The following is a 21,918-nucleotide window of genomic DNA, read 5'->3' as shown; positions in this document are numbered from 1 at the left end:
CCGTGTGGCGGTAGTCGGTGACGCCGCCCGTGCAGCGTGGGACCGTCGCTGTCCTCGGTTCGGTGACGACGACGCCTCTCGACGAACGTCCCGTCGGCCCGCCGGTCGTTTCTCGAACGGCTGCTCTTCGGCGCTCGTCGATCCGACCGGTCCGAATCCCCGTCTCAGACCGCCTCGACGCGTTCGAACAGGAATGCGCCGATCGCGACCATCGCGGCCGAGGAGACGAGGAGTGCGCCGAAGTCGACGAGAACGGGGAACGACGACGTACCGACCAGGACGGCCCGCAGGCCGTCGACGCCGTAGGTCAACGGGTTCGCGTACGCCGCGTACCGGATCGACCCGGGCAGTCCCTCGAGCGGGTACAGCGCGCCGGAGAGGAAGAAAAGCGGGAAGATGACGAACTGAACGATCAGGCCGAACCCTTCGCTGTCGCTGAACTGGGAGGCGAGCGCGATGCCGAAGCCGACGAAGGTGACCGCGAGGAGGACGAGGAAGACGAGCGCGAGAGGCATCGAGAGGTAACTCGCGGGCTCGAATCCGAGCGGAACCGAGAGTCCGAGGATGAGCAGCGCCTGGACGAGCGCCGTGGTCGACCCGCCGGCGATCCGGCCGAGGACGATCGACGTGCGGCTGACGGGTGCGACGAGGATTTCCTTCAGGAAGCCGACGTCCTGATCGGCGAGGATCGAGAGGCCGGCGAAGGAGGCACCGAACAGCATGGTAAAGCCGACGATGCCGGGCACGAGGTACTGGAGGTAGTCGACGTCCTCGGGAAGTCCCGGAATCGCCGCCCCCTGAAAGCCGACGCCCATGAAGACGAGAAACAGCAGCGGGGTCGCCAGCGAGCCGACGATCCGCGACGGCGTTCGCAGAAACCGTTTCGTGTCGCGGAGCCAGAGCCCGTAGATCGCCCGGCCGTCGACGGGGATCACGATCGGTCCTCCGTGGAGATCGAACTCGAGCGGCCGTCCGTTCCCGCGTCGGAACTCGCCCTCGAATTCGAGTCGGAGCCCGCCCTCGAGTCTGTATCGGAGTCCGAGCCTACCCTCGTGTCTCCATCGGAGTCCGAGCTTACCCTCGAGTCCGTATCGGAGTCCGTTTCCGGGTCTCGCTCGCCGGATTCCGCCGTTCTCCCGGCGCCGCTGTCGCCGCCGAGCGTCGCCGCGTCGCGTTCGTCGCTCCCGTTCGAGCGGTCGGTCAGGTCGAGGAACGCGTTCTCGAGGGTCGGCTCCCGGCGGTCCACGGACGAGATCCGACCGCCCGTTTCGTCGGCGAGTCTGACGAGGTCGGCGATCCGCGCCTCGCCGTCGTCGACGGTGACGTGAACGCCGCCGTCGACGACGACGGACTCGCGACACCAGGGCTGGGCTTCGAACCGCTCGAGCAGTCCGACGGGCGGGCCGTCGTCCGCGAACTCGAGTGCGACGACGTCGCCGCCGAGCGAACCTTTGAGCGCCGCGGGGGTATCGATCGCGACGATATCGCCGTCGTCGATGATCGCCACGCGGTCACAGAGGTGGTCGGCTTCTTCGATGTAGTGGGTCGTCAACACGATCGAGACGCCCGCGTCGTCGTTCAATCGCTCGATGTACTCCCAGGTGTCCCGTCGGGTGCGCGCGTCCAGTCCGACGGTCGGTTCGTCGAGGAAGAGGACCGCCGGTTCGTGAAGCAAGCCGCGGCCGATCTCGAGGCGGCGCTTCATCCCGCCGGAGTAGGTGCGGACGGGGTCGTCGCGCTCGGCGTCGAGGCCGACGAGCTCGAGCACCTCGTCGATTCGACGGGCCCGTTCGGCCGGGTCTTGTCCGTACAGCCGCGAGTGAAACGCCAGGTTCTCCGCGCCCGTGAGTTCCTCGTCGAGTGCGGGTTCCTGAAAGACGATGCCGAGACTCGACCGAACCGCCCCCGTTTCGGATCGGATATCGTAGCCGTTGACGGTCGCAGTGCCCGAACTCGGCGGCAAAAGCGTCACGAGCATGTTGATCAGCGTGGACTTGCCCGCCCCGTTCGGGCCGAGCAGGCCGAACAATTCACCGCGCTCGACCGCGAACGTGAGGTCGTCGACCGCGGTGACGCCGTCGAACTCCTTCGTGACGCCATCGACCTGTATTGCATCCATGGAGGGTCGCCGTGGTACCTGACTTACCGGTCGGTCGGTAAACGCTCGTCGGTTCCAGCGGTCGTTCGACCCGGCGTCTCGGTCCTCGACGATTCGCGAGTCGCTCGGTCACTGGTCCTCCGAAAGCGGCCTCCTGCTCGTATAGGCACGGAGGTCGACCGTCGCGGCGAAGACGATGCCGAGGATGGTGCCGTACAGGAGGTGGCCGAAGAGGCTCGTCGCGGCGGTCGCCGGAAACGTCTCGCCGCCGCCGGTGCTGACCGCGTCCACCCAGACGGGGAGGACGAGCAGCGGGAGGATCGCCCAGACCGTCAGGCCGAAGACGAATCCCGCGGCGATCGTCCGCACGATGATGCCCGTTCGGGAGACGACGTCCGTTTCGACGTCGGTCCGAAGCACGCCGAGGATCGGGTCTCGGGTGACGATCAGGCCGAAGATGACACCGAGGACGATTCCGTGGGCGATGTGGATCGACCAGCCGAGGGGATCGACGGGCTGGAGGCCGTAGATCGCGGGAATCGCGGACGAGACGACGCCGGGCTCGAACAGCACCATGACGACCCCGAATGCGATCGCGCCGAGCGCACCGCCGAGCGCACCGCCGACGATCCGTCCGGCGCTGTCGCTCAGCCCGAATGCGGCCGCTGTGTTGGATTCCCCCTCCATCGGTGCGACGGTACGACGAACGCGTCCAAAAGTGTTCGTCAGGTAGCCGTTCGGCAGTCTCACGCCGGACGACTCGTCCGAATACCGCACATTGTTGTGGATCGGCCGCCAAGCGATCCCGTGGAGTACGAACTGCTCGGCTGGCCGCCCGACGGACCGAGGCTCAGACTCGACCACGAGCGGTTCAGCTACGCCGGGAAGTTCGTCATGACGAACACGGGCAAGGCGGTGGCTCGAGCCGACGACGGAACGATCGTCGCGGCGGTCGCATTCAGTCCGGACCGCACCGACGACGAGACGCTGTGGGTGCGCTACGTGACCGTCGCCCGCGACCGCCGCGGCGAGGGGATCGGTCCCGCGCTCCTCCGGCGGGTCCGCGACCGGGCCATCGAGCGCGGCTACGACCGGCTTCGGATCGCGGTCAACAACCCCTACGCCTACGAGGCGCTCTACCGGACCGGCTTCGCCTACACCGGTGACACGACCGGCATCGCCGAACTCGTCCTCGAGTATCCCGCGGCGACGACGGACGCGGACCGGCAAGCCCGGGACGAGCGCGACCGCTACCAGGCGGGTCTCGACGAATTCCGCGAGCGCGACCTCTCCGACGACGAAGACGCGTTTCTCGAATCGCGCCGCGACGGCGGGCCGCCGGCCCGCGAGCCGGCGGATCGATGAGCGGGTCGTTCCCCCGTGTCCCGTACCCATAGAGCTACAACCCCGCGTTTTCCAACTGGTGGTGTATGGCGGACGACATCGATCTGGACGGGCGCGACGAGCCGGGACGCGGCGCCAACGATCACGCCGAACTCCTGTCCGAACTGGACTCGCACGACCTCGCCGTCGCGGCCGATTTCGATCCCGACGCGGACACCGGCCGGTTCGAGTACGACCCGGACGCGGATCCGGACGCGGTGTTTCCCCAGTCGGTCGCCAGCGGCGGGCCGACCCCGACCGGCGTCATCCTCTGGACGCGACTGTCGCCCGCCGTCTTCGACCCGGACGAGCGACTGGCCGTGCGAGTGGCCCGCGATCCCGACCTCGACGACGTCGTCTACGAGGGCGTGGTCACCGATGCCGAGCAGATCCGAGCACACGACTACACCGTGAAAGTCGACCTCGACGGCCACCTCGACTCGGACCGCGAATACCACTATCGGTTCTACTACCGCGACACGGCCTCGCGGGTCGGACGGTGCCGGACGCTTCCCGCGCCCGACGCGTCGCTCGAGCGCGTCCGGTTCGCGGTCCTCGCCTGTCAGAACTTTCTCAACGGGTATTACCCCGCGTACCACTACGTCGCCGACGAGGACGTCGATTTCCTCGTCCACGTCGGCGACTTCATCTACGAGTCCGACGACGGCGACTTCAAGGGCCTCGGGTCGTACGACTACCCCGGGCGCGAGAAGGCCTTGCCCAGCGGAAACGGTCGCGTGTGGGGCCTCGCGGACTACCGGTACCTGTATCGGACGTATCGAAGCGATCGATTCCTCCAGGAGGCGTTGGAAGCACACACGCTGATCGTCGGGTGGGACGATCACGAGATGGTCAACGATCTGTACTGGGACAGACGGACGGATGCGCCCGCGGGCGACCACCCGCGGGGGGACGACTCCGCGTTCATGACGGACCTCATCGCCGACGCGATGCACGCGTGGTGGGAGTACATGCCCGCTCGCGTCCACTACGATCCGGGCGGTGACAACCTCCAGGACCGGTTCCGTCTCTGGCGCGACCTCGAGTTCGGGGACCTCGTGACGCTCGTGATGACCGACGAACGTCTCTTCCGCGACCCGCCTCGGGAAGCGATCTCGACGCCCGACAACGTCGGTCCCCACCGCGAACCGCCCGGACGGACGATGCTCGGCGAAGACCAGCGCGAGTGGCTCGTCGACACGATCACCGGGTCGGAACGGACGTGGACGGTGTGGGCCGACGAGGTCCTGACCGTCCCGCTTCGCATCGGTTCCGGACCGCTCTCGCTGTATCCCGTCCAGGGCGGGTGGGACGGCTATACGAGAGAGCGAATGCAAATCACCGAGGCGATCGCGGAGGCGGCCGTCGACAACTTCGTGACACTGACCGGTGACATGCACTGTTATATCGCCGCGTATTCGCAGTCGTCGTACCCCGGGCGAGTCACGGGCGGCGAGGGCGTCGCACAGGGCGAGCGAATCGGCGTCGAGTTCATGACGCCCGCCGTCACCTCGCTCAACGTCGCGGAGGCCTTGCATCTGACTCGCGGCTGGCGGCGGACGCTCACCGAGCCGCTGCTGTCGTGGCTGGTACCGGCGATGAATCCGCACATCGAGTTCTTCGACAGCCATCACTGGGGGTATTCGGTGGTCGAATTCACCGACGACGCGTGTACGTACGTCGGCTACGCTGTCGACAAAACGACGAACAGTCCGGATGCCGAGCGTTCTGTCGTGGCCGCGTATCGCGTTCCGGAGGGCGAGGTCTCGCTTACGGACGTGACCGAGCAGTATCGGACGCGGTAGTCGTACTGCGATTCGAACGGGCCACGTAAAACGAGGCATGACGAGCGAAACGCGGCCGGAGCGCGGAAACTGACTCGAGACGAACCCGTCGCACGAACCCGAGCGGTTCGACGGCGTCGCGGATGCCGGCGGTGCAACTCGATTCAATCGCCCGCGATGGCGGGCGTCGATGCCGAACCGGGCTCGGCGTCCGGCTTCGTCATTTCGATTTCGATCTCCCCGTCGGCGACAGAGACGAGAACGTCGTCGAAGTTCTTGCGATACTCGGTCGCGTGCTTGCCGGAGGTGTTGATCCGAACCTGCTCCGTGACCAGATCGGCCTCGGTCAGCATCTCGACCTTTCGGTAGGCCGTCGACATCGGGATCTCACACCGCTCTGAGAGCTCCGTCGCCGTCAACGACTCCTCGCTCGTCGCCTCGAGGATAGACCGGCACGCGTCGTCGTCCAGCGCGGCGAGTACCGCCTGCGGGTCGACCGGATCGATGGCGCGCCATCCTCGTGCGGAGCCGTCTCGTGCGTCGGGATACATCCTGGACATCTGTTACAGCTTCCACTACCGACCAGGCACCCTCCAATTGAGTCCCAATAAATACAGGGTACTTTATAACGGGCCGACCGGATCCCCCGGATCGACCGGTCTCGCGTGCGTTCGGTGCGGGCCGGCTAGCGAGTCCCCCCGGTTTGCGATCCCCGTTCTATGGCGATTCCGACGCACGTGATCTGTCGACCGTTCGAACGCGGACGCAGGGTTTAGGAGGGTGGACTCACCATCGATTGATAATGGGAATGGGGATCCGCGCGGAGGTGAAAATCGACGACCTGTCCGACTGCGTCGTCGCACAGGCGTCGGCCGAGACGAGCGGCCGGATTCACTCCGTCTCGAAGAGCACCAATCCGTCCGCGACAGAGCGCGTGACCGTGGAGTTCATACTCGAGGCCGACCAGTATCCCGACGAGTTCGACGTCGACGCCGACCTGTCGCCGATCTTTTCGTACGGCTCGAGTTCGGTCTATCGCTTCCAGCGCGAACTCGGGGGTGGCTGCCCCTGCGAGTCCGTCGAGAAGTTCGACTGTCCCGTCGTCGATATCCGCACGCAGGACACGGCGCTGTACCTGACCTTTCACGCGCCGGACATGCACCGGCTACAGGCGGTCATCGGCGAACTGCGCGACCGCTACGCGAACCTCGACGTCCGGCGACTGCTTCGGTCCCAGCAGGATCACGACGAACGGAATCTCGTCTTCGTCGACCGAAGCACGCTGACCGCCCGTCAGACCGAAGTCCTCGAGACCGCCCACCGAATGGGGTATTTCGAACACCCGAAGCGAGCCAACGCGGGCGAGGTCGCCGACGAACTCGGCATCACCAGTACGACGTTGACCGAACATCTCGCAGCAGCCCAGTCGAAACTGCTGGGCACGATTCTCGACCGCGAGTAGCCCCGACCCGTCGAGTCCGGCGGGCGGACCGACGGCTCACGGGTCCTCGGCGGGGAGGGTGATCCGCAGTTCACCGTCGACCTCGTAGAAGTATCCCCGTTCGAGCAACCGGGTGATCGCGTAGTCGGCGTCCCCCGGGTCGAGTTCCAGTTCGTCGGTCGTCCGCAGGACGTCGACCGCGTGTTCGCGCCGGATCGCCGGGACGCGGTCGACGCTCTCGCCCCGATCCGAATCTCGTATCCGATCTGAAAGAACGGTATAGGCATCGGTGATCCACTCAGGGAGCGATGGCCGGGGATCGTCGGTCGAGGGCATCTATCAGCTCACCAGTATGTGATCGTTCACGGGCATCCCGCTTAACTGTATCCCGCGTGAGACGTGGATTTTCCGACTCGCCACGAGCGACACGTGCCACGGTGATACCGGGCGCCCCGCCCCCGTCGCCGCTCGAGAGTGCGCGTACCTGCTCGCACCTGAGGCCGTCCGTCGTCGGCCGGATTCCGCCGTCGTTCGTCGGGCTCCGTTCGGGCGCTGTAACTCGTCACCCTGTCGAGGGACACGCCCCGCTTTGCGGGTGAGCGCCCGAGTTGACTCGAGCCGTAAGAACGTATCGGGACCTACAGATGACCGGTACCGAACCGCAACCATATATATACTGGACACACAGCTACAACGTACGCAATCGAGGACGCACACCACGGCTCCGTCATGAGTAGATACCAGTTCACGTGCCCGGAGTGCGGGCAGGAAATCGAAGTCAACGAATCGATGCGGGAAGCCACGCTTTCACACGGCTGTCCAGTCTGTACGGCGTCGGTGTCCCAGTCCGACTTCGTGGCGGAGCAACAGACCGAGAATTGAGTTCGCTCGCGCTCTCGACGGATCTCCGGTTACGCTTCCCGATCGACGTCGGTCCGTCGGCCGTTGAGCGTCGTCGGCTCGAGGCGATAGAGTTCGATATCCAGCGATTTCTTCCCTTTGGCCCAGATCTCGAATAGCGGTCGCTTCGCCTCGCCGTACTGGGCGATTTCTCCGGGCGTGAGCGCCGCCGGCTCGATGCTCTCGAGTCCCCCCGTCGCGATGACGCTCCGGTAAGTCGACCCCGCCTCGTCGTAGACGACGAGGCGAGCCTGCGGCGAGGACTCGAGGAACTGGCGCTTTTCGCTGTCGGGCGTCGACACAAGCCGCATGTAGAACTCCCGCTCGTCGTCGTCGTACCCGTACGAGATCGGGATCGCGTAGGGTTCGTCCGTGCGCGCGAGCGACAGCACCCCCGTCTCGCGACGACTGAGAAAGTCGTCGATCTCCGCGTCGGTCATCTCGGTCTCCTGATCGATGGCCATCGTCTCAGTAGTTTGCCAATGGTGAAACACTATCTTTATAGTTGCCATCGACCGCCAGACGTGCTGTCAGCGGACTGCACTCCCGCTGTATCGTGGCCGGCGACTCGGCCGGTCTCAGTCCCAGGACTCGGAGTCCGTCCCGCCGCGTCCGATGACCACCGGTTCCCGGACCTCGAGAGCCGTTTCGAACTCGGATTCGCGACCCGTCCGCCGGCCGATTCGGAGCAGTTGTTCTTCGTGTGCGCGCCGGACGGCCGCCCGTTCGCGGTCGGTCCCGTCGAGCGCCTCGCCGAGTTCGTCCCAGTGGCCCCTGGGGACGAGAAATAGGTCGCGGTCTTCGTCCGTACACAGGCGTTCGTACTCACGGCGGTATCGGTCGATTTCGGGACCCAGCAGCTCCTGTGTGCGCTCGACGAGATCGGGGAGCGCGGCTGCCGGTACGCTCGCCTTGGCAGCCGTCAGCAGGAGTACTTGCCCCTCGATCGGGTCGCCCGTCATTCACCCACCCGCGCGCATCGCCTTCTGTGCGAACCGTTCGACGAGGGGCTCGAGGACGTCTTCGTCACCCTCGAAGACGACCGTCACTTCGGTTAGCGAAAGCGTCGGTCCGATGCCGACCGTTTCTGCGGAGAGCGTCGCCGTCCAGTCGTCGCCCTCGACGGTGTCGTCGTCGACATGCTGCCCCCCTAAATTCGTTAGATACCGGATCGCCAGTCGCTCGGAGATGCCGCGAAAGGAGCGCTCGAGACGCGTCGTCATACGCATCGTTCGACGGCTGGACGCATATACTGTCCGGCGACGGTCCGAAGGCGGACGACGAGACGTCGAACGACGGAACCGGGTCGAGGAGCGAAACGGGAAGCGCTCTCGACGTCGATCGGCGTCGACCAGGTTCGCGATCGGCGTGGACGCACGATCGACGCGCGGTCACGCACCGTACCCGAGCAGTGCGACGCCGACGAGTCCCGCAGCGACGCCGGACAGCGGATCGCCGGCGATCGCCAGGCCGATCGCGAGCAACACGGTGACGGTGCCGACGAACAGACAGATCTGCTGTCCCATCGACCGGTTCTCGTTGCGATCGACGACCCAACTGAACCCGAGATCGACTACCAGTTCGACGACCGCATCGAGCATGGCTGCTGATATCGTGTCAGTGTCTGAAAAAGATACGGAACCGTTCTCGGCGGACGACCGTGGGCGTCGGCTCGCGCTATCCCCCGGCGACCGGCGGGAATACCGAAACGACGTCACCAGCCTCGAGCGTCGTGTCGACGCCCGCCATGTGAACCACGTTGCGGCCGTTCTTCAGGACGCTCAGCTGCGGGCGGATCGTCCCGGCCGCGAGCAATCGCCCCTCGAGGCCGTCGTACTCGGCCTCGAGTTCGGCGAGGACGTCGCCGACGGTGGCGTCGTCCGCGACCGTTCTCGGTTGCTCTTTTTCCCCGACGGCTTCTCGGAAGGTGGCGAAGAACCGGAGATCGATTTCCATACTCGAACGACGTGTGCTGTCGACTTGATCTCTTCCCCGTCCTGGCGGGTGATGGCCCCGAACGGCGGGATCGGGGCCCCCGATCGATCCGTCTTTTCGGTGCGGATCGTCCCGGGGGGTACTCCGGCGACTCGTCGCTCTCCCCCGAACGGCTACGGACGCCCGCCACCCGCGTTCAGGCCGCCGAGGCCGCTGGCGGTGAGGTAAACGAAATGGCGTCGATATCGGCTCGCTCGAGCGCGTCGTCGATACTGCGCGCACCGCGTTCCGCCGCCTCGTCCGCGTCGACGGCCTCGACCGTGACCGTCACCGAGAACGCGACCGTGATCGTGTACGGGTCGAACGGTGCGGTCGGATGTTCGTAGACCTCCGCGCCGGAAACGTCCCAGTCGGTGATCGTCCCATCGGCCGCGAGCCGCTCGAATGAGCCTGCGAGTTCCGTCGTCGCGTCGTCGCAGGCGGTCGTGTCGGATCCTCCGTGAAGCGTAACGAGCGTCGTCCCGTCGCGGGACACAGCGAACTCCATACGACTCCTAGCGAGGCCGAGAATTTGAACGCTTGGACTGAATCGGACGGCGGATTCTCGAGTCGGGGGACCGCGCTCCGTTCGGAGCCGCTATTCGATCCAGAACGGGATTTCGTGGTCCGACAGCAGCGACCGCATTCGTTCGACGCCGCTGTGGACGTCCCAGCCCTCGCGCGTGTAGTGTTTGTACGGATGGCGAAGCCACGAGTACTCGCGGTGGGCGAACACTTCGACGGCTCCCCCGCCGGTCCGAAACAGCGCGACGTGCAGTTGCCACTTCGCCATCGACGACTCGCGTCGAGCCCAGCTTCCGGCCGAGAGCCTGCCGTCGTCGTGGACCTTCAGGGAGGCGATCGGTTCCGGCTCGAAGGACAGCCCCTCGAGCGTCGATCGGGCTGCCTCGAGATCGCGCTTGACGGTGCCGACGTACTCGTCCGGGTGCTGTCTGCAGACCGCGTACCCACCGAGCGGTTCCTTGATTCGATGGAGCGCGGGAAGCACTCGTCGCCGAACGCGCGTCGTCAGGTCGATCGCGTCGGCCCCGTCCGCAGTGATTCTGTCGGTAGTCGCCACGGGTAGAGGTCTCGAGTGAGACTACTAATTCGTTATTTCTCCAAATATGACATTTGGTCCTGAGTGGGTCTCGAGAACCACGGAATCGGCCATTTGAGTGTCTCGAATACGTTTGTGAACGTATTTCACAGGTGGTATAAACGTCGGTGAAGACCGATCTTCGCCGGTCGTCACAGGTCGCGCAATCGGATCCCGTCTTCTACCAACCGCGCGTTTCGTTCGCGATCGAGTCGATCGCCGAGGTCCTCGTGCTCGTGGAGTTGGGCGATCACGTCCGCGTACAGCGTCCGCCACGCGATCGCGTAAATCGGAGACTGTCCCCAGGCCCGTAGTTCGGGGACCAGTTCGTCGTAGGTCTCGTATCGCTCCTCGAAGCGATCGATCGCGTCGAGGAGTCGACCGACGGCCTCCCGCTCGTCGTCGGCCTCCTCTAGCATTCGGTTGAGTCGTCTTTCCCATCCCGCGACCGCTTCCTGCATGTCCGCCGCGGCGCTTTCGTCGTCCGCGGGCAGTCGCTCGAGGATCGGTTTCGGAACGCCGAGTGTGATCTCCTCCATGCGTCCCGATACGCGGTCGTCTCTCAAGAAAATGGCTCCCATCGGACGGCGGCCGACGATCGATGGGTCCCGCGTCGTCGATCGAACTCACGCCCCGCTCTCGCTCCGCGATCGTTTCACGCGGTTCCCGCGCCGAAAACGGTCCTGTGAGCCGCGAGATAGTCGTACACGACGCCCAGAACCAGCCTGTAGACGAGATACGCGGCCAGCGTGATGACCGATAGCGAAAGGGTTTCGGCGACCGTTCGTCCGGCGCCTTCGCTTCCGATGGGCACGACGACGTATCCGGTCCACAGGACGACGCCGAAGACTGCCCCGTGAGCGGCACCCGAGTCGCCGGGAACCGCCCAGGTGAATCCACCGAAGAGAAGCGGCCACGCGAGGGCGAAGAGACCGCCGTACGTGACGAACCGCAGCGCCGCTGCCATCGGACTCCCGCCCTCTCAGTACGGCGGTCCGCCGATCGAACAGAAATTCGTGAACGTAACGAATACGACGAGGTTGGAACCGCGAAGCACGACGTCCACCCCGAGTAACACCACCGTGAGGACGACCGTGGCAGCCACGCCGCCGCCGATACTGCTTCTCACCGGCCCCATACCATCGGACTGTGCCACCGACGATCATAAACTTATATCTGATTGATGTGTTGTCGTCACTCACAGAAAACCGGGATGACCGGAACTGTTGGATGTCACACCTCTCGTGACGTATCGGCTGTCGGCCCCGCGCGACTCGAGTGCCTCGAGTCGCTGTCGTCCGATTTCGCTCGGCGAGTCGAAGAACTGTCCGACGAGAAGCGCCGTCGGTCGGGGCGGCCAGCGGCGAACCACCGGATTTGATATAGCGGTGTTTGATTTATTCTCGATGGCTGGCCGGCAGACGGTGCCCGCTTTCGTCAGTTCCAGGCGCTCGACGCGGTGATCAGCGTGTCGCGACTGCAGTCGTCATTTCGCGGCCGTTCGGACCGAACCGGGATCGTTCGAGTGGGCCCGGCGAAGGGACCGGAGAGCAGCTGTTCGGCGGTCGCGACCGAGAGTGACCGTGTTTTCCGAGCCGACCACCCTGATCGTTTCCGGCGGACCGAAACTGGTCTGTCGGGAACAGAATGCACGTCGGGGTCTCGAGCGGAGTCGCCTCGATCGGCGAGTCCCGAACGGCGCCGCCCGTCGCTTGCCGTCTCCGATCCGGTGAGTCTCCGAGTCGTGTTCGATCGGGTCGTCCATCGGCCAGCAGTCGACAACGAGAGACTGAGTTGCAGTCGTACCGTCCCGTTTCGGGGCCGCGAACCCCTGGTGTGAGCGCGTTATCGACACGTTCGCGCCGGGGATCGATCGGCCATTTCCCTCGTCGGTCCCACCGTCGTTCGAAACCGTCCCCGAACCGGGCGACTCGACGTCGGCTCCAACCCCGTTCGCGTGGCCACTACGCTCGAGTCACGGCTTTCGGGCCGTCGCGTTCGTCGTCTCCCGTGAACTGGATGCGATTCTCGACCGTGGTCCCATCGAATCGCTCGCGGTCCGACCGCCGCTTCCGTCGGTTCGACTGCCTCTCCGGTTTCGTCTCGAGCGGAGCCTCTCGCGTGCGTGCTCCGTCTCGTCCACTCGGCGACTGTGGCTCGTTACCATGTGTCGTGGATGTATCGACGATGGCGATCTCCACCGATCTGTCCTGGGTGTGGAACTCGTGGTATCGACGGACTCGCTCGCCCCGGTCGCGAGTGCGCCGACACCCCCGTCAGGTGCCGATACAGGCTCGGCCGGGGAGTTCGGGAGTGGGCAGCGGAGGATGAACAGCGTCGATTCCAGCGCACGCGCCCGACTGGTCAGCACCCGTCGATTCCGCACACGAACTCGACGGGTACTCGATCGCTGCATCCTCGAGACCGTCTCGCCGGTCCGAGTGCACCGTCCCGATATAAAACGCGATCCCCGAACCAGCGCCCATAAAGTGTATGATGGTATATCGAATCCGCGCCCGGCGGGTGTGGATCTGGCGTTCGCTGACCCAGGTTCGGCTTTAGCCCGCTGCGTCACCCCACCGTTTCCGAGGCGCGCGTCGATCGGGCGGGTTCGATACCCCACGCGGCCCGTGGCTCGGGCAGCGATCGGTCCGGCACGGATTCGGTTTTGCGACGTGGACGCGCCCGACCCTGACTCAGCCGTTCAGTTCCGGGTCGTCACCGCGGGCGGACACCGGCATTCGTCGATTTGGACACCCTCCGTTCGCCGAGCGCACGTGGCGTCGCCGCGTCCGTCTCCGCCGATGGGTGCCGCGACGTGAACGCTCCCCAACCGCGACACCGTCTCCGCGTTCGGTATCGGAAATTCGGAACCGGCCCGGCGTCGTTTAAGACCCTCGAGACCGAACCGGTCCGGTGTGATCGTCGACGGTCGCGTCCTGCGCGAGGATTTCGTGCCGAGCGAGGTGGTCCACCGCCACGACGAGGTGAACCTCCTCTCTGAAGCCCTCGAGCCGCTGTTGTACGACGGGCGGCCGGACCCCGCTTTCCTGTTCGGGCCGACGGGCGTCGGCAAGACCTGTATCGCTCGCTACACGCTCGCGCAGTTGCGCGAACAGGAGCCGACGGTGCGGGTCGCGTACGTCAACTGCTGGCAGGAGTACACGCGCTTTCGGGTGCTGTACAGCCTCCTCGAGTCGGTCGACCGCGCGGTCGACGTCCACCGATCCACGCCGAAAGACGAACTGTTCGATCGGCTCTCCCGAGCGGACGATGGGTCGATCGTCGTTATTCTGGACGAGGTCGACCAGCTGGAGGAGACGAGTGCGCTGTACGACCTCCACCGCTTGCCCCACGTTTCGCCCGTGTTGATCGCCAATCGCGAGGAAGAACTGTTCGCGAGCTTCGACGATCGCGTGCGCTCGCGGTTCCACGCCGGAACGCGCGTTCGGTTCGACCGCTACGGCACCGACGAACTCGCGGCGATCCTCGCGAAACGGGCCGAAAAAGCCCTCGAGCCGGACGTCGTGACCGACGCACAGCTGCGAACGATCGCCGACGCGGCGTCGGGCGACGCTCGCGTCGGTATCGGCATCCTCCGGTCGGCCGCCCACCGCGCGGAGCGCCAGGGGCTGGGATCGATCACCGCCGGGACGCTCGAGGCGGCGATCCCGGACGCTCGAACGGCGATCCGCCGGAAGACCGTCGAAGGACTGATCGAACACCAGCGGGTGCTGTACGACGTGATCGCGGAGGCGGGCGAGATCGAACCGGGAGACCTCTACGAGGTGTACGAGCGGCGGGTTGAGGAGCCGAAAACGAACAGGACGCTGCGAAATTACCTGACGAAGATGGTCCACTACGACCTGATCGAGGCCGTCGGCGAGCGCCGCGGGCGGACGTACCGTCTCGTCGACGAGGACGACGAGGACGGTGGCGACACCGACGCCGATGGAACGGGCGGACGTCGGTGATTCGGTCGGTCGTGGTCACTGGTCGCCGTTCGCCAGTCGCAGGTCACCGATCACAGCCCGTCTAGACGGCCTCGATCGCCGCGCGTTTCGGAAACGGAATCGGTAATCGAAATCGGCCACGAGAAGCACTTCGACCGCAGAATCGGGCGATTAACCGAGTTTCGGAAGTATCGGAAACCGGGTTCCGCCGCTTATGCGCGTTCGCGTTAGCCATCACGTATGCACCGACTCGAACTCGAGCCCGGAGTGACACTGCTGAACGTCCCGTCGCCGCGGTCGGGGATCGTCCGCCGGCTGGTCTGTGATCGGCTCGCCGACTGCGATGGCGGAGCGGCCTACTGGATCGACGCGCGGAACGCGGCTTCGACCCACGCCCTGTACGACTGCGCCTCGAGCCCGCGCGTCCTCGAGGGCCTGCGCGTTGCGCGGGCGTTTACGGCCTATCAACACCACTCGCTGGTCCGAGCGGTCGCCCGACGGGCCGGGCCGACCACGTCGGTTCTCGTCGCGCCGAACGTCGCCAGCCTCTACCGTGACGACGACCTCGCGGCGTGGGAGCGCGCGGATCTGCTGTCCGCGAGCCTCGAGATCCTGTCCGAACTGGGCCGGATACTCGACTGTCCGGTGGTGCTCTCGAGCGCCGACGGCGGTGCACGGGCCGGGAGCGATCGCGACGACGCCGCGTCCGGCGCGCTCGCCGACGCCGCCGATACGACGATCGATTGCACCCGCACGCGCGAGGGGCTCCGACTCGAGGCTGCGGGCGACGACGCGGCGTCGACGGGCCCGACGGCGGGCTACTGGCACGGAACCGTGTGGCAGACGACGATCCCGTACTGGGTCGACATCTGCGGCGCCGTCGACGCGGTCGATTCCGTCGTCGACGCCCACGATCGGGGGCTGCTCGAGGTGAGCGGCTGATGGGCCGAACGAACCCGACGTACCGCGACGCCCTCCGGCGCCTCGAGTCGGAGTGGGAGCCGATGCGCCGGGCGCTGCGCCGGGAGTACCAGGACGATTTCGACCGGCTGTTCGACCGGGCCCGAGAGTTCGCCGACGCGGCGGGGTACGCGAACCCGCCGCGGCCCGAGCGGGCGCTCGTGTTGTCGCTGTTGCTCGCCCACGAGGTCGAACTGCGTCGGCTCCGCGCCGAACTCGCTGCGCTCGAGGGAGGCAGTGGCTGCATCGACTCCACCGAGGGTGGAGACGAGCCCGCTGGCGGGACGGACGGGTCCCCCGGGGACGGCACCGAATGAGCCCCTACACGTTCGAGTTCGAGGACGGAACCGTACGGGAGTGGACCCTGACCGAGGAGGGAGCCGAGCCGACGGCCGTCGCGGACTACGCGCCGTCGCTGTTCGTCGCCGGCCCCGACGGTGCACTCGCCGGCCTCCGGGAGCGACTCGAGGCCGATCCGAAGGTCGCCGCGGCCCGAACCGAGCGGTGGGCGACGAGTCTCCACGAGGCTCACGCGGGCGAGCGAAGCCGCGTCCTGCGGGCCGATCTCGAGCGCGTCGACGAGATCCGGACGCTGGCTCGTGAGATTCGGGGCGTCCACGAGCGCGACGCGCACGCTCCCGGTACGTTCCGGCTGTTCGACGTGGACCTCGCGCCGGGGTTTCGATACTGCCTCGATCGGGACCGCGATCCGACGCCGACCCGCGATCTGCGACAGCTCCGGCTCGCACTCGACGAGGCCGCGCTGGCCGACGGCGACGTCTCGGTGTTGGAACTCGACGGCGAGCCCGTCGGGGGTGACGAACCGCACGTCCTCCGGACGCTTCGGCGCCGCCTCGAGCGGCGGGATCCGGACGTCCTCGTGGTGAGCCACGCCGAACTGGTGCCGGAACTCGAGCGCCGGGCCGAGGCGCTCGGCCTCGAGTTCCACCTCGGCCGCCGGCCGGGGCTGACGAAACTGGCGAGCGAGAACACGTACGCGAGCTACGGGCAGGTGGGCCACTCGCCCGCGCGATACCGCGTCCCGGGTCGGGCGATTATCGACACCTCGAACAGCTTCCTCTGGCACCAGTCGGGACTGGCGGGGATTCGCTACATGGTCGAGCGAACGGGCCGGCCGCTGCAGGAAGCCGCCTGGGGGAGCATCGGTACGCTGTTGACCTCGAGACAGATCCGGCTCGCCCGTCGGCGGCGGGCGGTCCTCGCCCCGTGGAACAAGTGGGAACCGGAGCGGTTCACCGACGTCGAGACGCTCCACGCGGCCGACCGCGGCGGGTTCACCTTCTCGCCCGAGGTCGGTTTCCACGAGGACGTCCACGAGATCGACTTCGCCTCGCTGTATCCGCGGATCATCTGCGAGCACAACGTCAGTCCGGAGACGGTCGGGTGCGACTGCGACGTCGGCGATATCGATCACACCGGAACGACTCCCGTTCCCGACCTCGGCTACGAGATCTGCGAGGACGACGGCTTTCTCCCCGCGGTCCTCGAGTCGCTGATCACGGATCGGGCCGCGATCAAGCGACGACTCGACGACGATCCGCCCGACGACGAGGCCGCCCGACTTCGCGCCGAATCGGGCGCGATCAAGTGGGTCCTCGTCTCCTGTTTCGGCTATCAGGGGTACCGAAACGCCAAGTTCGGTCGAATCGAGTGCCACGAGGCGATCAACGCGTACGCCCGGGAGATAGCCCTGGCGGCCAAACGGCGCCTCGAGGAGGCGGGCTGGCGGATCGTCCACGGCATCGTCGACAGCCTCTGGGTGACGCCGCGAGTCGACGAGCCGGAACCGCTCGCGGCCGTGACCGCCGACATCTCCGCGACCGTGGGGATTCCGCTCGAGCACGACGGCAGCTACGAGTGGGTGTGTTTCGTCCCGTTGCGCGACTCGATCGGGAGCGGCGGTTCGGTCGACCGCGGCGGTTCCGGCGGACGCGCTGACCGGAGTGGACACCGCGGTTCCGGCGGCGGTCGTGCCGGCGGGGGCGCGTCTGCGGGTGCGCTCACCAGGTATTTCGGCAAGCGCACGGGCGGCGAGTACAAGTTCCGGGGGATCGAGGTTCGCCAGCGGAGTACGCCGTCGTTCGTGGCGGACAGCCAGCGCGCGTTCGTCGAGGCGCTCGACCGCGAGCGCGATCCCGAGGCAGTCTGTGATGTCCTCGGCCGACGGCTGCGCGAGCTTCGGGCCGGCGACGTCGATCCCGCCGACCTCACGGTTACGAAACGCGTCTCGCGGCGCCTCGCCGACTACAGCCAGCGGACCCACACCGTCGCGGCGCTCCGGCGGTACGAGCGCCGGGGAATCGATCGCCATCCCGGCCAATCGGTCGAGTACGTCGTCCGCGACGACGACGCCCGCGGCCCCGAGCGCGTCCGGCTCGCGCTCGAGGAGCCTCGCGCATACGACGCCGACTACTACGCGACGCTGCTCGTGCGGGCATGCGAGAGCGTCGTTTCGCCGCTCGGCTGGGACCGCTCCCGAATCCAGCGTTCGTTGCGCGACGGCCGGACGGTCCGACTGTCGACGTTCACCGACTGAGGGGCGGGACCGATCGTCTCGCAACTGCGAGTATCACGCCGAACGAACGGTCAGCTTCGATCGAAGATCGGCGCCAGGTTTACACGGCTCGCGGCCGTTTGAACCGAACGATGACACCCTCGGATTTGTCAGGGCCGCTCCGCTCTCCCGGCCGACGTCGGACGGCCACCGCGGCATTCGACCGACGGATGCTCGAGCCGTCCGACCGCGAAGCGGGGATCGCGGAGGCCGACGCCGGCGCGCTCTCGCGGGGCGCCGCCTCCGAACCGTTCGGGTCGAGTCTCCAGCGCGTTCGATCGATTCCACTGTCACGGCGCCGACCCCGAACCACCGGAATCGACGTCTCGAGACCGGACCGACCGAGACGGGGACTCGACGACCGATGACTGACACGGGACCCTTTCGGCCCGAGCCGGCACAGATCCTGTTAGTCGAGGACAACCCCGGCGACGTCCGCCTGACGAAGGAGGCGTTCAAACAGGGCCGTATCGAAAATGATCTGCACGTCGTTTCCAACGGTGCCGAGGCGCTCGACTTTCTCTCCGGGCGCAACGACTACCGCGACGCGCCGCACCCGGACCTCATCCTGTTGGATCTCAACCTCCCGGGCAAGGACGGCGAAGACGTCCTCGAGGAACTCAAAGACGACCCGTCGCTTCGACCGATCCCCGTGATCATCCTGACGAGTTCGCGGGCGGAAGAAGACGTCGTCAAGTCCTACGAACTCCACGCCAACGCCTACCTCACGAAGCCGGTCGATCCAGACGAGTTCATCGAGACCGTACGCGCCTTCGAGAAGTTCTGGTTTTCGGTCGTTCGGCTCCCGCCGGAGGTCGATAATTCGTGAGCGAGACCGACACGCAACCGACCGGCGAAGAGGACGCGACGTCGGTCGACGCGCTTCGGATCCTCCTGATCGAAGACAATCCCGGCGACGCTCGGTTGATCCAGGAGATGCTTCGGGATACAGAGGAACTCGTCCAGCGGGTCCAGCCCGCAGAAGACGTTAGCCAGCCGCCGGCAATATTTCGGGAGAACCGCCTCGAGGACGGGCTCGCGGCGGCCGAATCCGAGCCGGTCGACATCGTCCTCCTCGATCTGAACCTCCCCGACAGTGAGGGGCTCAAAACGCTCGAGAGGGTCGACGCGGAAACGGCGGAGACGCCCATCGTGGTCCTGACCGGCGTCCGTGATCAGCAAGTCGGCGTCAAAGCGCTCCAGCGCGGTGCCCAGGACTTCCTCGTCAAAGACGAGGTGACGAGCGAACTGCTGGTACGGACGATCCACCACGCCATCGAACGCGCCACCCAGCAGCGCGAGCGCCGCCAGCAGCGCGAGCAACTCGAGGCGCTCAATCGACTCAACCGGATCGGCCACGACATCACGCACGCGGTGATCACGACCGAAACGCGGGCGGAACTCGAACAGCGGGTCTGCGATCGGCTCGCCGAATCCGACGCCTACCGATTCGCCTGGATCGGCGGGGTCAATCCGGGGAGCGACAGCGTCGTTCCGAAGGCGGCGGCTGGCGTCGAGGAGGGGTACCTCGACGAAATCGAGATCACCGTCGACGAGAACGACGACAGCGGTCGGGGACCGGCCGGAACGGCGATCCGGACCGGCCAGGTCCAGGTCCTGAACGACGTCGAAACCGCTCCCGAATTCGAGCCGTGGCGGGAGGCGGCGCGCGCCCGCGACTATCAGTCGTCGGCTGCGGTTCCGATCATCCACGAAGACCTCGTCTACGGCGTGTTGGGCGTGTACTCGTCCTCGCCGCGGGCGTTCGCAGGGCCGGAAACCGGCGTTCTCGCCCGCATCGGCGACGTCATCGCCCACGCGATCACGGCGATCGAACGCAAGGACGCCCTGGTCAGCGACGCCGTCATCGAACTCGAGTTTCGCGTCGATGCCATGGCGGAACCGCTGGTCGACCTCTCGGCGGCAGAGTCGTGTACGATCGAATTCGAGCAACTGGTCGGCGGCGACGAGACGCTGCTGGCCTACGGATCGGCACGCGGCGTCTCACAGGACGCGTTTCGCGAGGTCGTCGAGCGGACCGACGGCCTCGACGACGTCCGATTCCTCGCGACGCGACGCGACGACTTCGAATTCGAACTCGTGGCACCCGCGGCCGTCTCGCTGTTCGAGACGATCGCCACCCACGGCGGCCACGTCGCGTCGGCGAGGATCGACGACGGCGAGTTCCGATTCGTCGTCGAACTCCCGCGCGGTCGGGACACCCGCCGGATGATCGAGTTGATCAAGGCGAGACGCGACGACGTCACCTACCTCGCCCAGCGCACGACCGAACGGCGCGAGCGCGGCGACTCCGGCTCGCCGTCCGTTCTCGAGGAAGAACTGACCGATAAGCAGCGAGCTGCCCTCGAGACGGCCTACTTCGCAGGGTACTTCGACTGGCCCCGCGGGAGTACGGGCGAGGAAATCGCCGACCGACTCGGCATCGCGCCGGCGACGTTCAACCAGCACCTCCGGACGGCCGAGCGGAAGTTCTTCGATTCGGTGCTGGGGGAGCAGTAGTCGGATCGGATTTTCGGAATACGGAACGCAGAACGCGGACCACGAACCGGTTCAGCGGCCGAACCCGTCGGCGATGAGCTCGTGAGACCGAAGCACGTCGTCGTGGTCGGCGATGATATTCTGGACGATCACGTCGTCGACGCCGACACGATCTGTCAACTGCTCGAGCAGGTCCGCGACCGTTTCGGGACTCCCCGAAATCGAGCGCGGCCAGTCGCCGTCCGGAAGCGGATTCGGCGTCGGCTCCGGGACGCCGCCGAGTTCGTCGATCGCGTCCTCGACGGTCGAGGGTCGGCCGACGTCGCCGCGTCGCAGCCGCTCGTAGGTCGCTTCCGCGGTCGCCCGAAGTCGCGCAGCGTCGCCGTCGGTCTCGGCGCAGGCGACGTTCGTGGCGAGCATTCCCTCGGGCTCGTCCGGCCCCGCGCCGACCGACGAGGGGTCGAAGGCATCCCGGTACGTTTCGAACGCGCGTTCGGCGAGATTCGGCCGGATGAACCCGGCAAAACAGTACCGGAGCCCGAGCGAACCGGCGATTTCGGCGCTCGAGGGGCTCGAGCCGAGGACCCACACCTCGGGGACGTCGTCGGCGGAGCGCGGTAGTTGTAACTCGGCGTACGGGTGGCCGTCCGGAAACCCGTCGGAGAGGTGGGTGACCGTCGCGTCGATCTTCTCGGCGTGGTCTTCGTCGGGGTTCTCTTTTCGTCGTCTGGTTCCCAGGGCGCGATCCGCCGCCGGAATTCCGGTCGCCCGACCGAGCCCGAGGTCGACGCGACCCGGTGCCAGCGCGTCGAGGCCGGCGAACGTCTCCGCCACCTTGAACGGCTGGTAGTGGTTGAGCAGGACCGTCCCGGAACCGAGCCGGATGTCGTCCGTTTCGGCCGCGAGATACGCGATCAGGGTTTCCGGGGTCGTACTCGCGATCGAATCTGCCATCCCGTGGTGCTCGGCCACCCAGAACCGCGAGTATCCGAGTTTCTCGGCCGTTCGGGCCAGTTCGACCGTATTTTCGTACGCCTCAGTCGCTGTCCCACCGTCCGGAACCGGCGCGAGATCGACGATCGAGAGGTTCACACCGGCCGTTTGGGAGAAGACGGTGAATAACCGCTCGGTCTGCGCTTCTCGGCACCGTCGAATCCGCGTCTCGTCGGTCGGTCCGTCACCGTCGAGACCGTCTCCCGCCGTTCAGCCCGGCCGCTCGAGGGCGGACCGCGTTCCGGCGGACACCAAAAGA

The 21,918-nt window shown here is 66.5% G+C and carries 24 protein-coding genes and 2 pseudogenes; 11 read left to right on the top strand and 15 right to left on the bottom strand.

All coding sequences use genetic code 11. The features are described 5' to 3' along the window. Positions 1–164: 164 nt before the first annotated feature. The 3 genes and pseudogenes from NJT13_RS15095 to NJT13_RS15085 all read right to left on the bottom strand — a co-directional run bounded on the left by NJT13_RS15095 (position 165) and on the right by NJT13_RS15085 (position 2,785). Complete coding sequence (locus NJT13_RS15095; RefSeq protein ID WP_254522465.1) at positions 165–935, bottom strand: ABC transporter permease; 771 nt, start codon at positions 933–935, stop codon at positions 165–167. A 158-nt stretch (positions 936–1,093) separates the two neighbouring features. Then, positions 1,094–2,119 (bottom strand): annotated as a pseudogene (locus tag NJT13_RS15090) (ABC transporter ATP-binding protein); the annotation flags it as partial. Positions 2,120–2,227: 108 nt separating this feature from the next. Next, a complete protein-coding gene (locus tag NJT13_RS15085; protein WP_254522463.1) occupies positions 2,228–2,785 on the bottom strand; it encodes a hypothetical protein in 558 nt (185 codons plus the stop codon). A gap of 120 nt (positions 2,786–2,905) precedes the next feature. On the opposite strand from NJT13_RS15085, the gene NJT13_RS15080 reads away from it, so the two are divergent. Continuing rightward, a complete protein-coding gene (locus NJT13_RS15080) occupies positions 2,906–3,463 on the top strand; it encodes a GNAT family N-acetyltransferase (RefSeq protein WP_254522462.1) in 558 nt (185 codons plus the stop codon). A gap of 65 nt (positions 3,464–3,528) precedes the next feature. Then, positions 3,529–5,286 (top strand): alkaline phosphatase D family protein, encoded by a 1,758-nt coding sequence (locus tag NJT13_RS15075; protein ID WP_254522461.1) that lies wholly within the window; start codon positions 3,529–3,531, stop codon positions 5,284–5,286. 143 nt (positions 5,287–5,429) lie between these two features. Here the strand turns inward: NJT13_RS15075 and NJT13_RS15070 are convergent, their stop codons facing one another. Beyond that, positions 5,430–5,825 carry an ArsR/SmtB family transcription factor gene (locus NJT13_RS15070; RefSeq protein ID WP_425499764.1) on the bottom strand — a complete coding sequence of 132 codons (396 nt, stop codon included), beginning with the start codon at positions 5,823–5,825 and terminating at the stop codon, positions 5,430–5,432. A 242-nt stretch (positions 5,826–6,067) separates the two neighbouring features. Between NJT13_RS15070 and NJT13_RS15065 the strand changes: the two genes are divergently transcribed. Next, entirely contained in the window at positions 6,068–6,727 is a 660-nt protein-coding gene (locus tag NJT13_RS15065) for a helix-turn-helix domain-containing protein (protein WP_254522460.1), read from the top strand. A gap of 36 nt (positions 6,728–6,763) precedes the next feature. On the opposite strand, the gene NJT13_RS15060 is transcribed toward NJT13_RS15065, so the two are convergent. Continuing rightward, positions 6,764–7,042 carry a hypothetical protein gene (locus NJT13_RS15060; RefSeq protein WP_254522459.1) on the bottom strand — a complete coding sequence of 93 codons (279 nt, stop codon included), beginning with the start codon at positions 7,040–7,042 and terminating at the stop codon, positions 6,764–6,766. A gap of 393 nt (positions 7,043–7,435) precedes the next feature. Between NJT13_RS15060 and NJT13_RS15055 the strand changes: the two genes are divergently transcribed. Continuing rightward, positions 7,436–7,588 carry a DUF7560 family zinc ribbon protein gene (locus NJT13_RS15055; RefSeq protein ID WP_254522458.1) on the top strand — a complete coding sequence of 51 codons (153 nt, stop codon included), beginning with the start codon at positions 7,436–7,438 and terminating at the stop codon, positions 7,586–7,588. 29 nt (positions 7,589–7,617) lie between these two features. Here the strand turns inward: NJT13_RS15055 and NJT13_RS15050 are convergent, their stop codons facing one another. The 9 genes and pseudogenes from NJT13_RS15050 to NJT13_RS23305 form a co-directional block, all read right to left on the bottom strand. Further along, the gene (locus NJT13_RS15050) at positions 7,618–8,070 is read right to left on the bottom strand and encodes a pyridoxamine 5'-phosphate oxidase family protein (RefSeq protein ID WP_254522457.1); all 453 of its coding nucleotides are present in this window, start codon (positions 8,068–8,070) and stop codon (positions 7,618–7,620) included. Between the two features lie 114 nt (positions 8,071–8,184). Further along, positions 8,185–8,568, bottom strand: coding sequence for a DUF8048 family protein (locus tag NJT13_RS15045; RefSeq protein ID WP_254522456.1), 384 nt, complete (start codon positions 8,566–8,568; stop codon positions 8,185–8,187). Continuing rightward, a complete protein-coding gene (locus NJT13_RS15040) occupies positions 8,569–8,829 on the bottom strand; it encodes a MoaD-like domain-containing protein (protein WP_254522455.1) in 261 nt (86 codons plus the stop codon). A gap of 168 nt (positions 8,830–8,997) precedes the next feature. Next, positions 8,998–9,207: a hypothetical protein gene (locus tag NJT13_RS15035; RefSeq protein WP_254522454.1), complete on the bottom strand. Its 210-nt coding sequence runs from the start codon at positions 9,205–9,207 to the stop codon at positions 8,998–9,000. Positions 9,208–9,283: 76 nt separating this feature from the next. Further along, entirely contained in the window at positions 9,284–9,562 is a 279-nt protein-coding gene (locus tag NJT13_RS15030; RefSeq protein ID WP_254522453.1) for a ubiquitin-like small modifier protein 1, read from the bottom strand. A gap of 175 nt (positions 9,563–9,737) precedes the next feature. Next, a complete protein-coding gene (locus NJT13_RS15025; protein ID WP_254522452.1) occupies positions 9,738–10,088 on the bottom strand; it encodes a hypothetical protein in 351 nt (116 codons plus the stop codon). A gap of 90 nt (positions 10,089–10,178) precedes the next feature. Beyond that, the gene (locus NJT13_RS15020; RefSeq protein WP_254522451.1) at positions 10,179–10,661 is read right to left on the bottom strand and encodes a hypothetical protein; all 483 of its coding nucleotides are present in this window, start codon (positions 10,659–10,661) and stop codon (positions 10,179–10,181) included. A gap of 170 nt (positions 10,662–10,831) precedes the next feature. Beyond that, entirely contained in the window at positions 10,832–11,218 is a 387-nt protein-coding gene (locus NJT13_RS15015) for a DUF7971 family protein (protein WP_254522450.1), read from the bottom strand. A gap of 116 nt (positions 11,219–11,334) precedes the next feature. Further along, positions 11,335–11,817 (bottom strand): annotated as a pseudogene (locus NJT13_RS23305) (DUF6789 family protein). Positions 11,818–13,597: 1,780 nt separating this feature from the next. Between NJT13_RS23305 and NJT13_RS15000 the strand changes: the two are divergent. The 7 genes from NJT13_RS15000 to NJT13_RS14970 all read left to right on the top strand — a co-directional run bounded on the left by NJT13_RS15000 (position 13,598) and on the right by NJT13_RS14970 (position 20,687). Next, the gene (locus NJT13_RS15000) at positions 13,598–14,653 is read left to right on the top strand and encodes a Cdc6/Cdc18 family protein (RefSeq protein WP_254522447.1); all 1,056 of its coding nucleotides are present in this window, start codon (positions 13,598–13,600) and stop codon (positions 14,651–14,653) included. A 219-nt stretch (positions 14,654–14,872) separates the two neighbouring features. Further along, positions 14,873–15,574 carry a hypothetical protein gene (locus NJT13_RS14995; RefSeq protein WP_254522446.1) on the top strand — a complete coding sequence of 234 codons (702 nt, stop codon included), beginning with the start codon at positions 14,873–14,875 and terminating at the stop codon, positions 15,572–15,574. Next, entirely contained in the window at positions 15,574–15,909 is a 336-nt protein-coding gene (locus NJT13_RS14990) for a DUF8156 family protein (RefSeq protein ID WP_254522445.1), read from the top strand. The genes NJT13_RS14995 and NJT13_RS14990 overlap by 1 nt, the downstream gene beginning before the upstream one ends. Next, positions 15,906–18,149 carry a DNA polymerase domain-containing protein gene (locus NJT13_RS14985; protein WP_254522444.1) on the top strand — a complete coding sequence of 748 codons (2,244 nt, stop codon included), beginning with the start codon at positions 15,906–15,908 and terminating at the stop codon, positions 18,147–18,149. The genes NJT13_RS14990 and NJT13_RS14985 overlap by 4 nt, the downstream gene beginning before the upstream one ends. 110 nt (positions 18,150–18,259) lie before the next feature. Then, complete coding sequence (locus NJT13_RS14980) at positions 18,260–18,535, top strand: hypothetical protein (RefSeq protein WP_254522443.1); 276 nt, start codon at positions 18,260–18,262, stop codon at positions 18,533–18,535. After that, positions 18,532–18,996 carry a response regulator gene (locus NJT13_RS14975; protein ID WP_254522442.1) on the top strand — a complete coding sequence of 155 codons (465 nt, stop codon included), beginning with the start codon at positions 18,532–18,534 and terminating at the stop codon, positions 18,994–18,996. Before NJT13_RS14980 ends, NJT13_RS14975 begins: the two co-directional genes overlap by 4 nt. Continuing rightward, positions 18,993–20,687, top strand: a complete 1,695-nt coding sequence (locus tag NJT13_RS14970) for a bacterio-opsin activator domain-containing protein (RefSeq protein WP_254522441.1) — start codon at positions 18,993–18,995, stop codon at positions 20,685–20,687. Before NJT13_RS14975 ends, NJT13_RS14970 begins: the two co-directional genes overlap by 4 nt. A gap of 51 nt (positions 20,688–20,738) precedes the next feature. Here the strand turns inward: NJT13_RS14970 and NJT13_RS14965 are convergent, their stop codons facing one another. Next, positions 20,739–21,758 carry an LLM class flavin-dependent oxidoreductase gene (locus NJT13_RS14965; protein WP_254522440.1) on the bottom strand — a complete coding sequence of 340 codons (1,020 nt, stop codon included), beginning with the start codon at positions 21,756–21,758 and terminating at the stop codon, positions 20,739–20,741. Positions 21,759–21,918: the final 160 nt, after the last annotated feature.

It is taken from the genome of Natrinema caseinilyticum (genome assembly GCF_024227435.1).
GTDB classification, from domain to species: Archaea; Halobacteriota; Halobacteria; order Halobacteriales; family Natrialbaceae; genus Natrinema; species Natrinema caseinilyticum.
The sequence above is the reverse complement of the archived record's forward strand: the minus strand, read 5'-3'. Positions and strand labels throughout refer to the sequence as shown.

What these genes read in the sequence shown, in the direction of transcription:
- NJT13_RS15085 (WP_254522463.1), bottom strand. Translation starts at nt 2,785, where the DNA reads ATGGAGGGGGAATCCAACACAGCGGCCGCATTCGGGCTGAGCGACAGC.
- NJT13_RS15075 (WP_254522461.1), top strand. Translation starts at nt 3,529, where the DNA reads ATGGCGGACGACATCGATCTGGACGGGCGCGACGAGCCGGGACGCGGC.
- NJT13_RS15070 (WP_425499764.1), bottom strand. Translation starts at nt 5,825, where the DNA reads ATGTCCAGGATGTATCCCGACGCACGAGACGGCTCCGCACGAGGATGG.
- NJT13_RS15065 (WP_254522460.1), top strand. Translation starts at nt 6,068, where the DNA reads ATGGGAATGGGGATCCGCGCGGAGGTGAAAATCGACGACCTGTCCGAC.
- NJT13_RS15060 (WP_254522459.1), bottom strand. Translation starts at nt 7,042, where the DNA reads ATGCCCTCGACCGACGATCCCCGGCCATCGCTCCCTGAGTGGATCACC.
- NJT13_RS15055 (WP_254522458.1), top strand. Translation starts at nt 7,436, where the DNA reads ATGAGTAGATACCAGTTCACGTGCCCGGAGTGCGGGCAGGAAATCGAA.
- NJT13_RS15050 (WP_254522457.1), bottom strand. Translation starts at nt 8,070, where the DNA reads ATGGCCATCGATCAGGAGACCGAGATGACCGACGCGGAGATCGACGAC.
- NJT13_RS15045 (WP_254522456.1), bottom strand. Translation starts at nt 8,568, where the DNA reads ATGACGGGCGACCCGATCGAGGGGCAAGTACTCCTGCTGACGGCTGCC.
- NJT13_RS15040 (WP_254522455.1), bottom strand. Translation starts at nt 8,829, where the DNA reads ATGACGACGCGTCTCGAGCGCTCCTTTCGCGGCATCTCCGAGCGACTG.
- NJT13_RS15035 (WP_254522454.1), bottom strand. Translation starts at nt 9,207, where the DNA reads ATGCTCGATGCGGTCGTCGAACTGGTAGTCGATCTCGGGTTCAGTTGG.
- NJT13_RS15030 (WP_254522453.1), bottom strand. Translation starts at nt 9,562, where the DNA reads ATGGAAATCGATCTCCGGTTCTTCGCCACCTTCCGAGAAGCCGTCGGG.
- NJT13_RS15025 (WP_254522452.1), bottom strand. Translation starts at nt 10,088, where the DNA reads ATGGAGTTCGCTGTGTCCCGCGACGGGACGACGCTCGTTACGCTTCAC.
- NJT13_RS15015 (WP_254522450.1), bottom strand. Translation starts at nt 11,218, where the DNA reads ATGGAGGAGATCACACTCGGCGTTCCGAAACCGATCCTCGAGCGACTG.
- NJT13_RS14995 (WP_254522446.1), top strand. Translation starts at nt 14,873, where the DNA reads ATGCACCGACTCGAACTCGAGCCCGGAGTGACACTGCTGAACGTCCCG.
- NJT13_RS14990 (WP_254522445.1), top strand. Translation starts at nt 15,574, where the DNA reads ATGGGCCGAACGAACCCGACGTACCGCGACGCCCTCCGGCGCCTCGAG.
- NJT13_RS14985 (WP_254522444.1), top strand. Translation starts at nt 15,906, where the DNA reads ATGAGCCCCTACACGTTCGAGTTCGAGGACGGAACCGTACGGGAGTGG.
- NJT13_RS14980 (WP_254522443.1), top strand. Translation starts at nt 18,260, where the DNA reads ATGACACCCTCGGATTTGTCAGGGCCGCTCCGCTCTCCCGGCCGACGT.
- NJT13_RS14975 (WP_254522442.1), top strand. Translation starts at nt 18,532, where the DNA reads ATGACTGACACGGGACCCTTTCGGCCCGAGCCGGCACAGATCCTGTTA.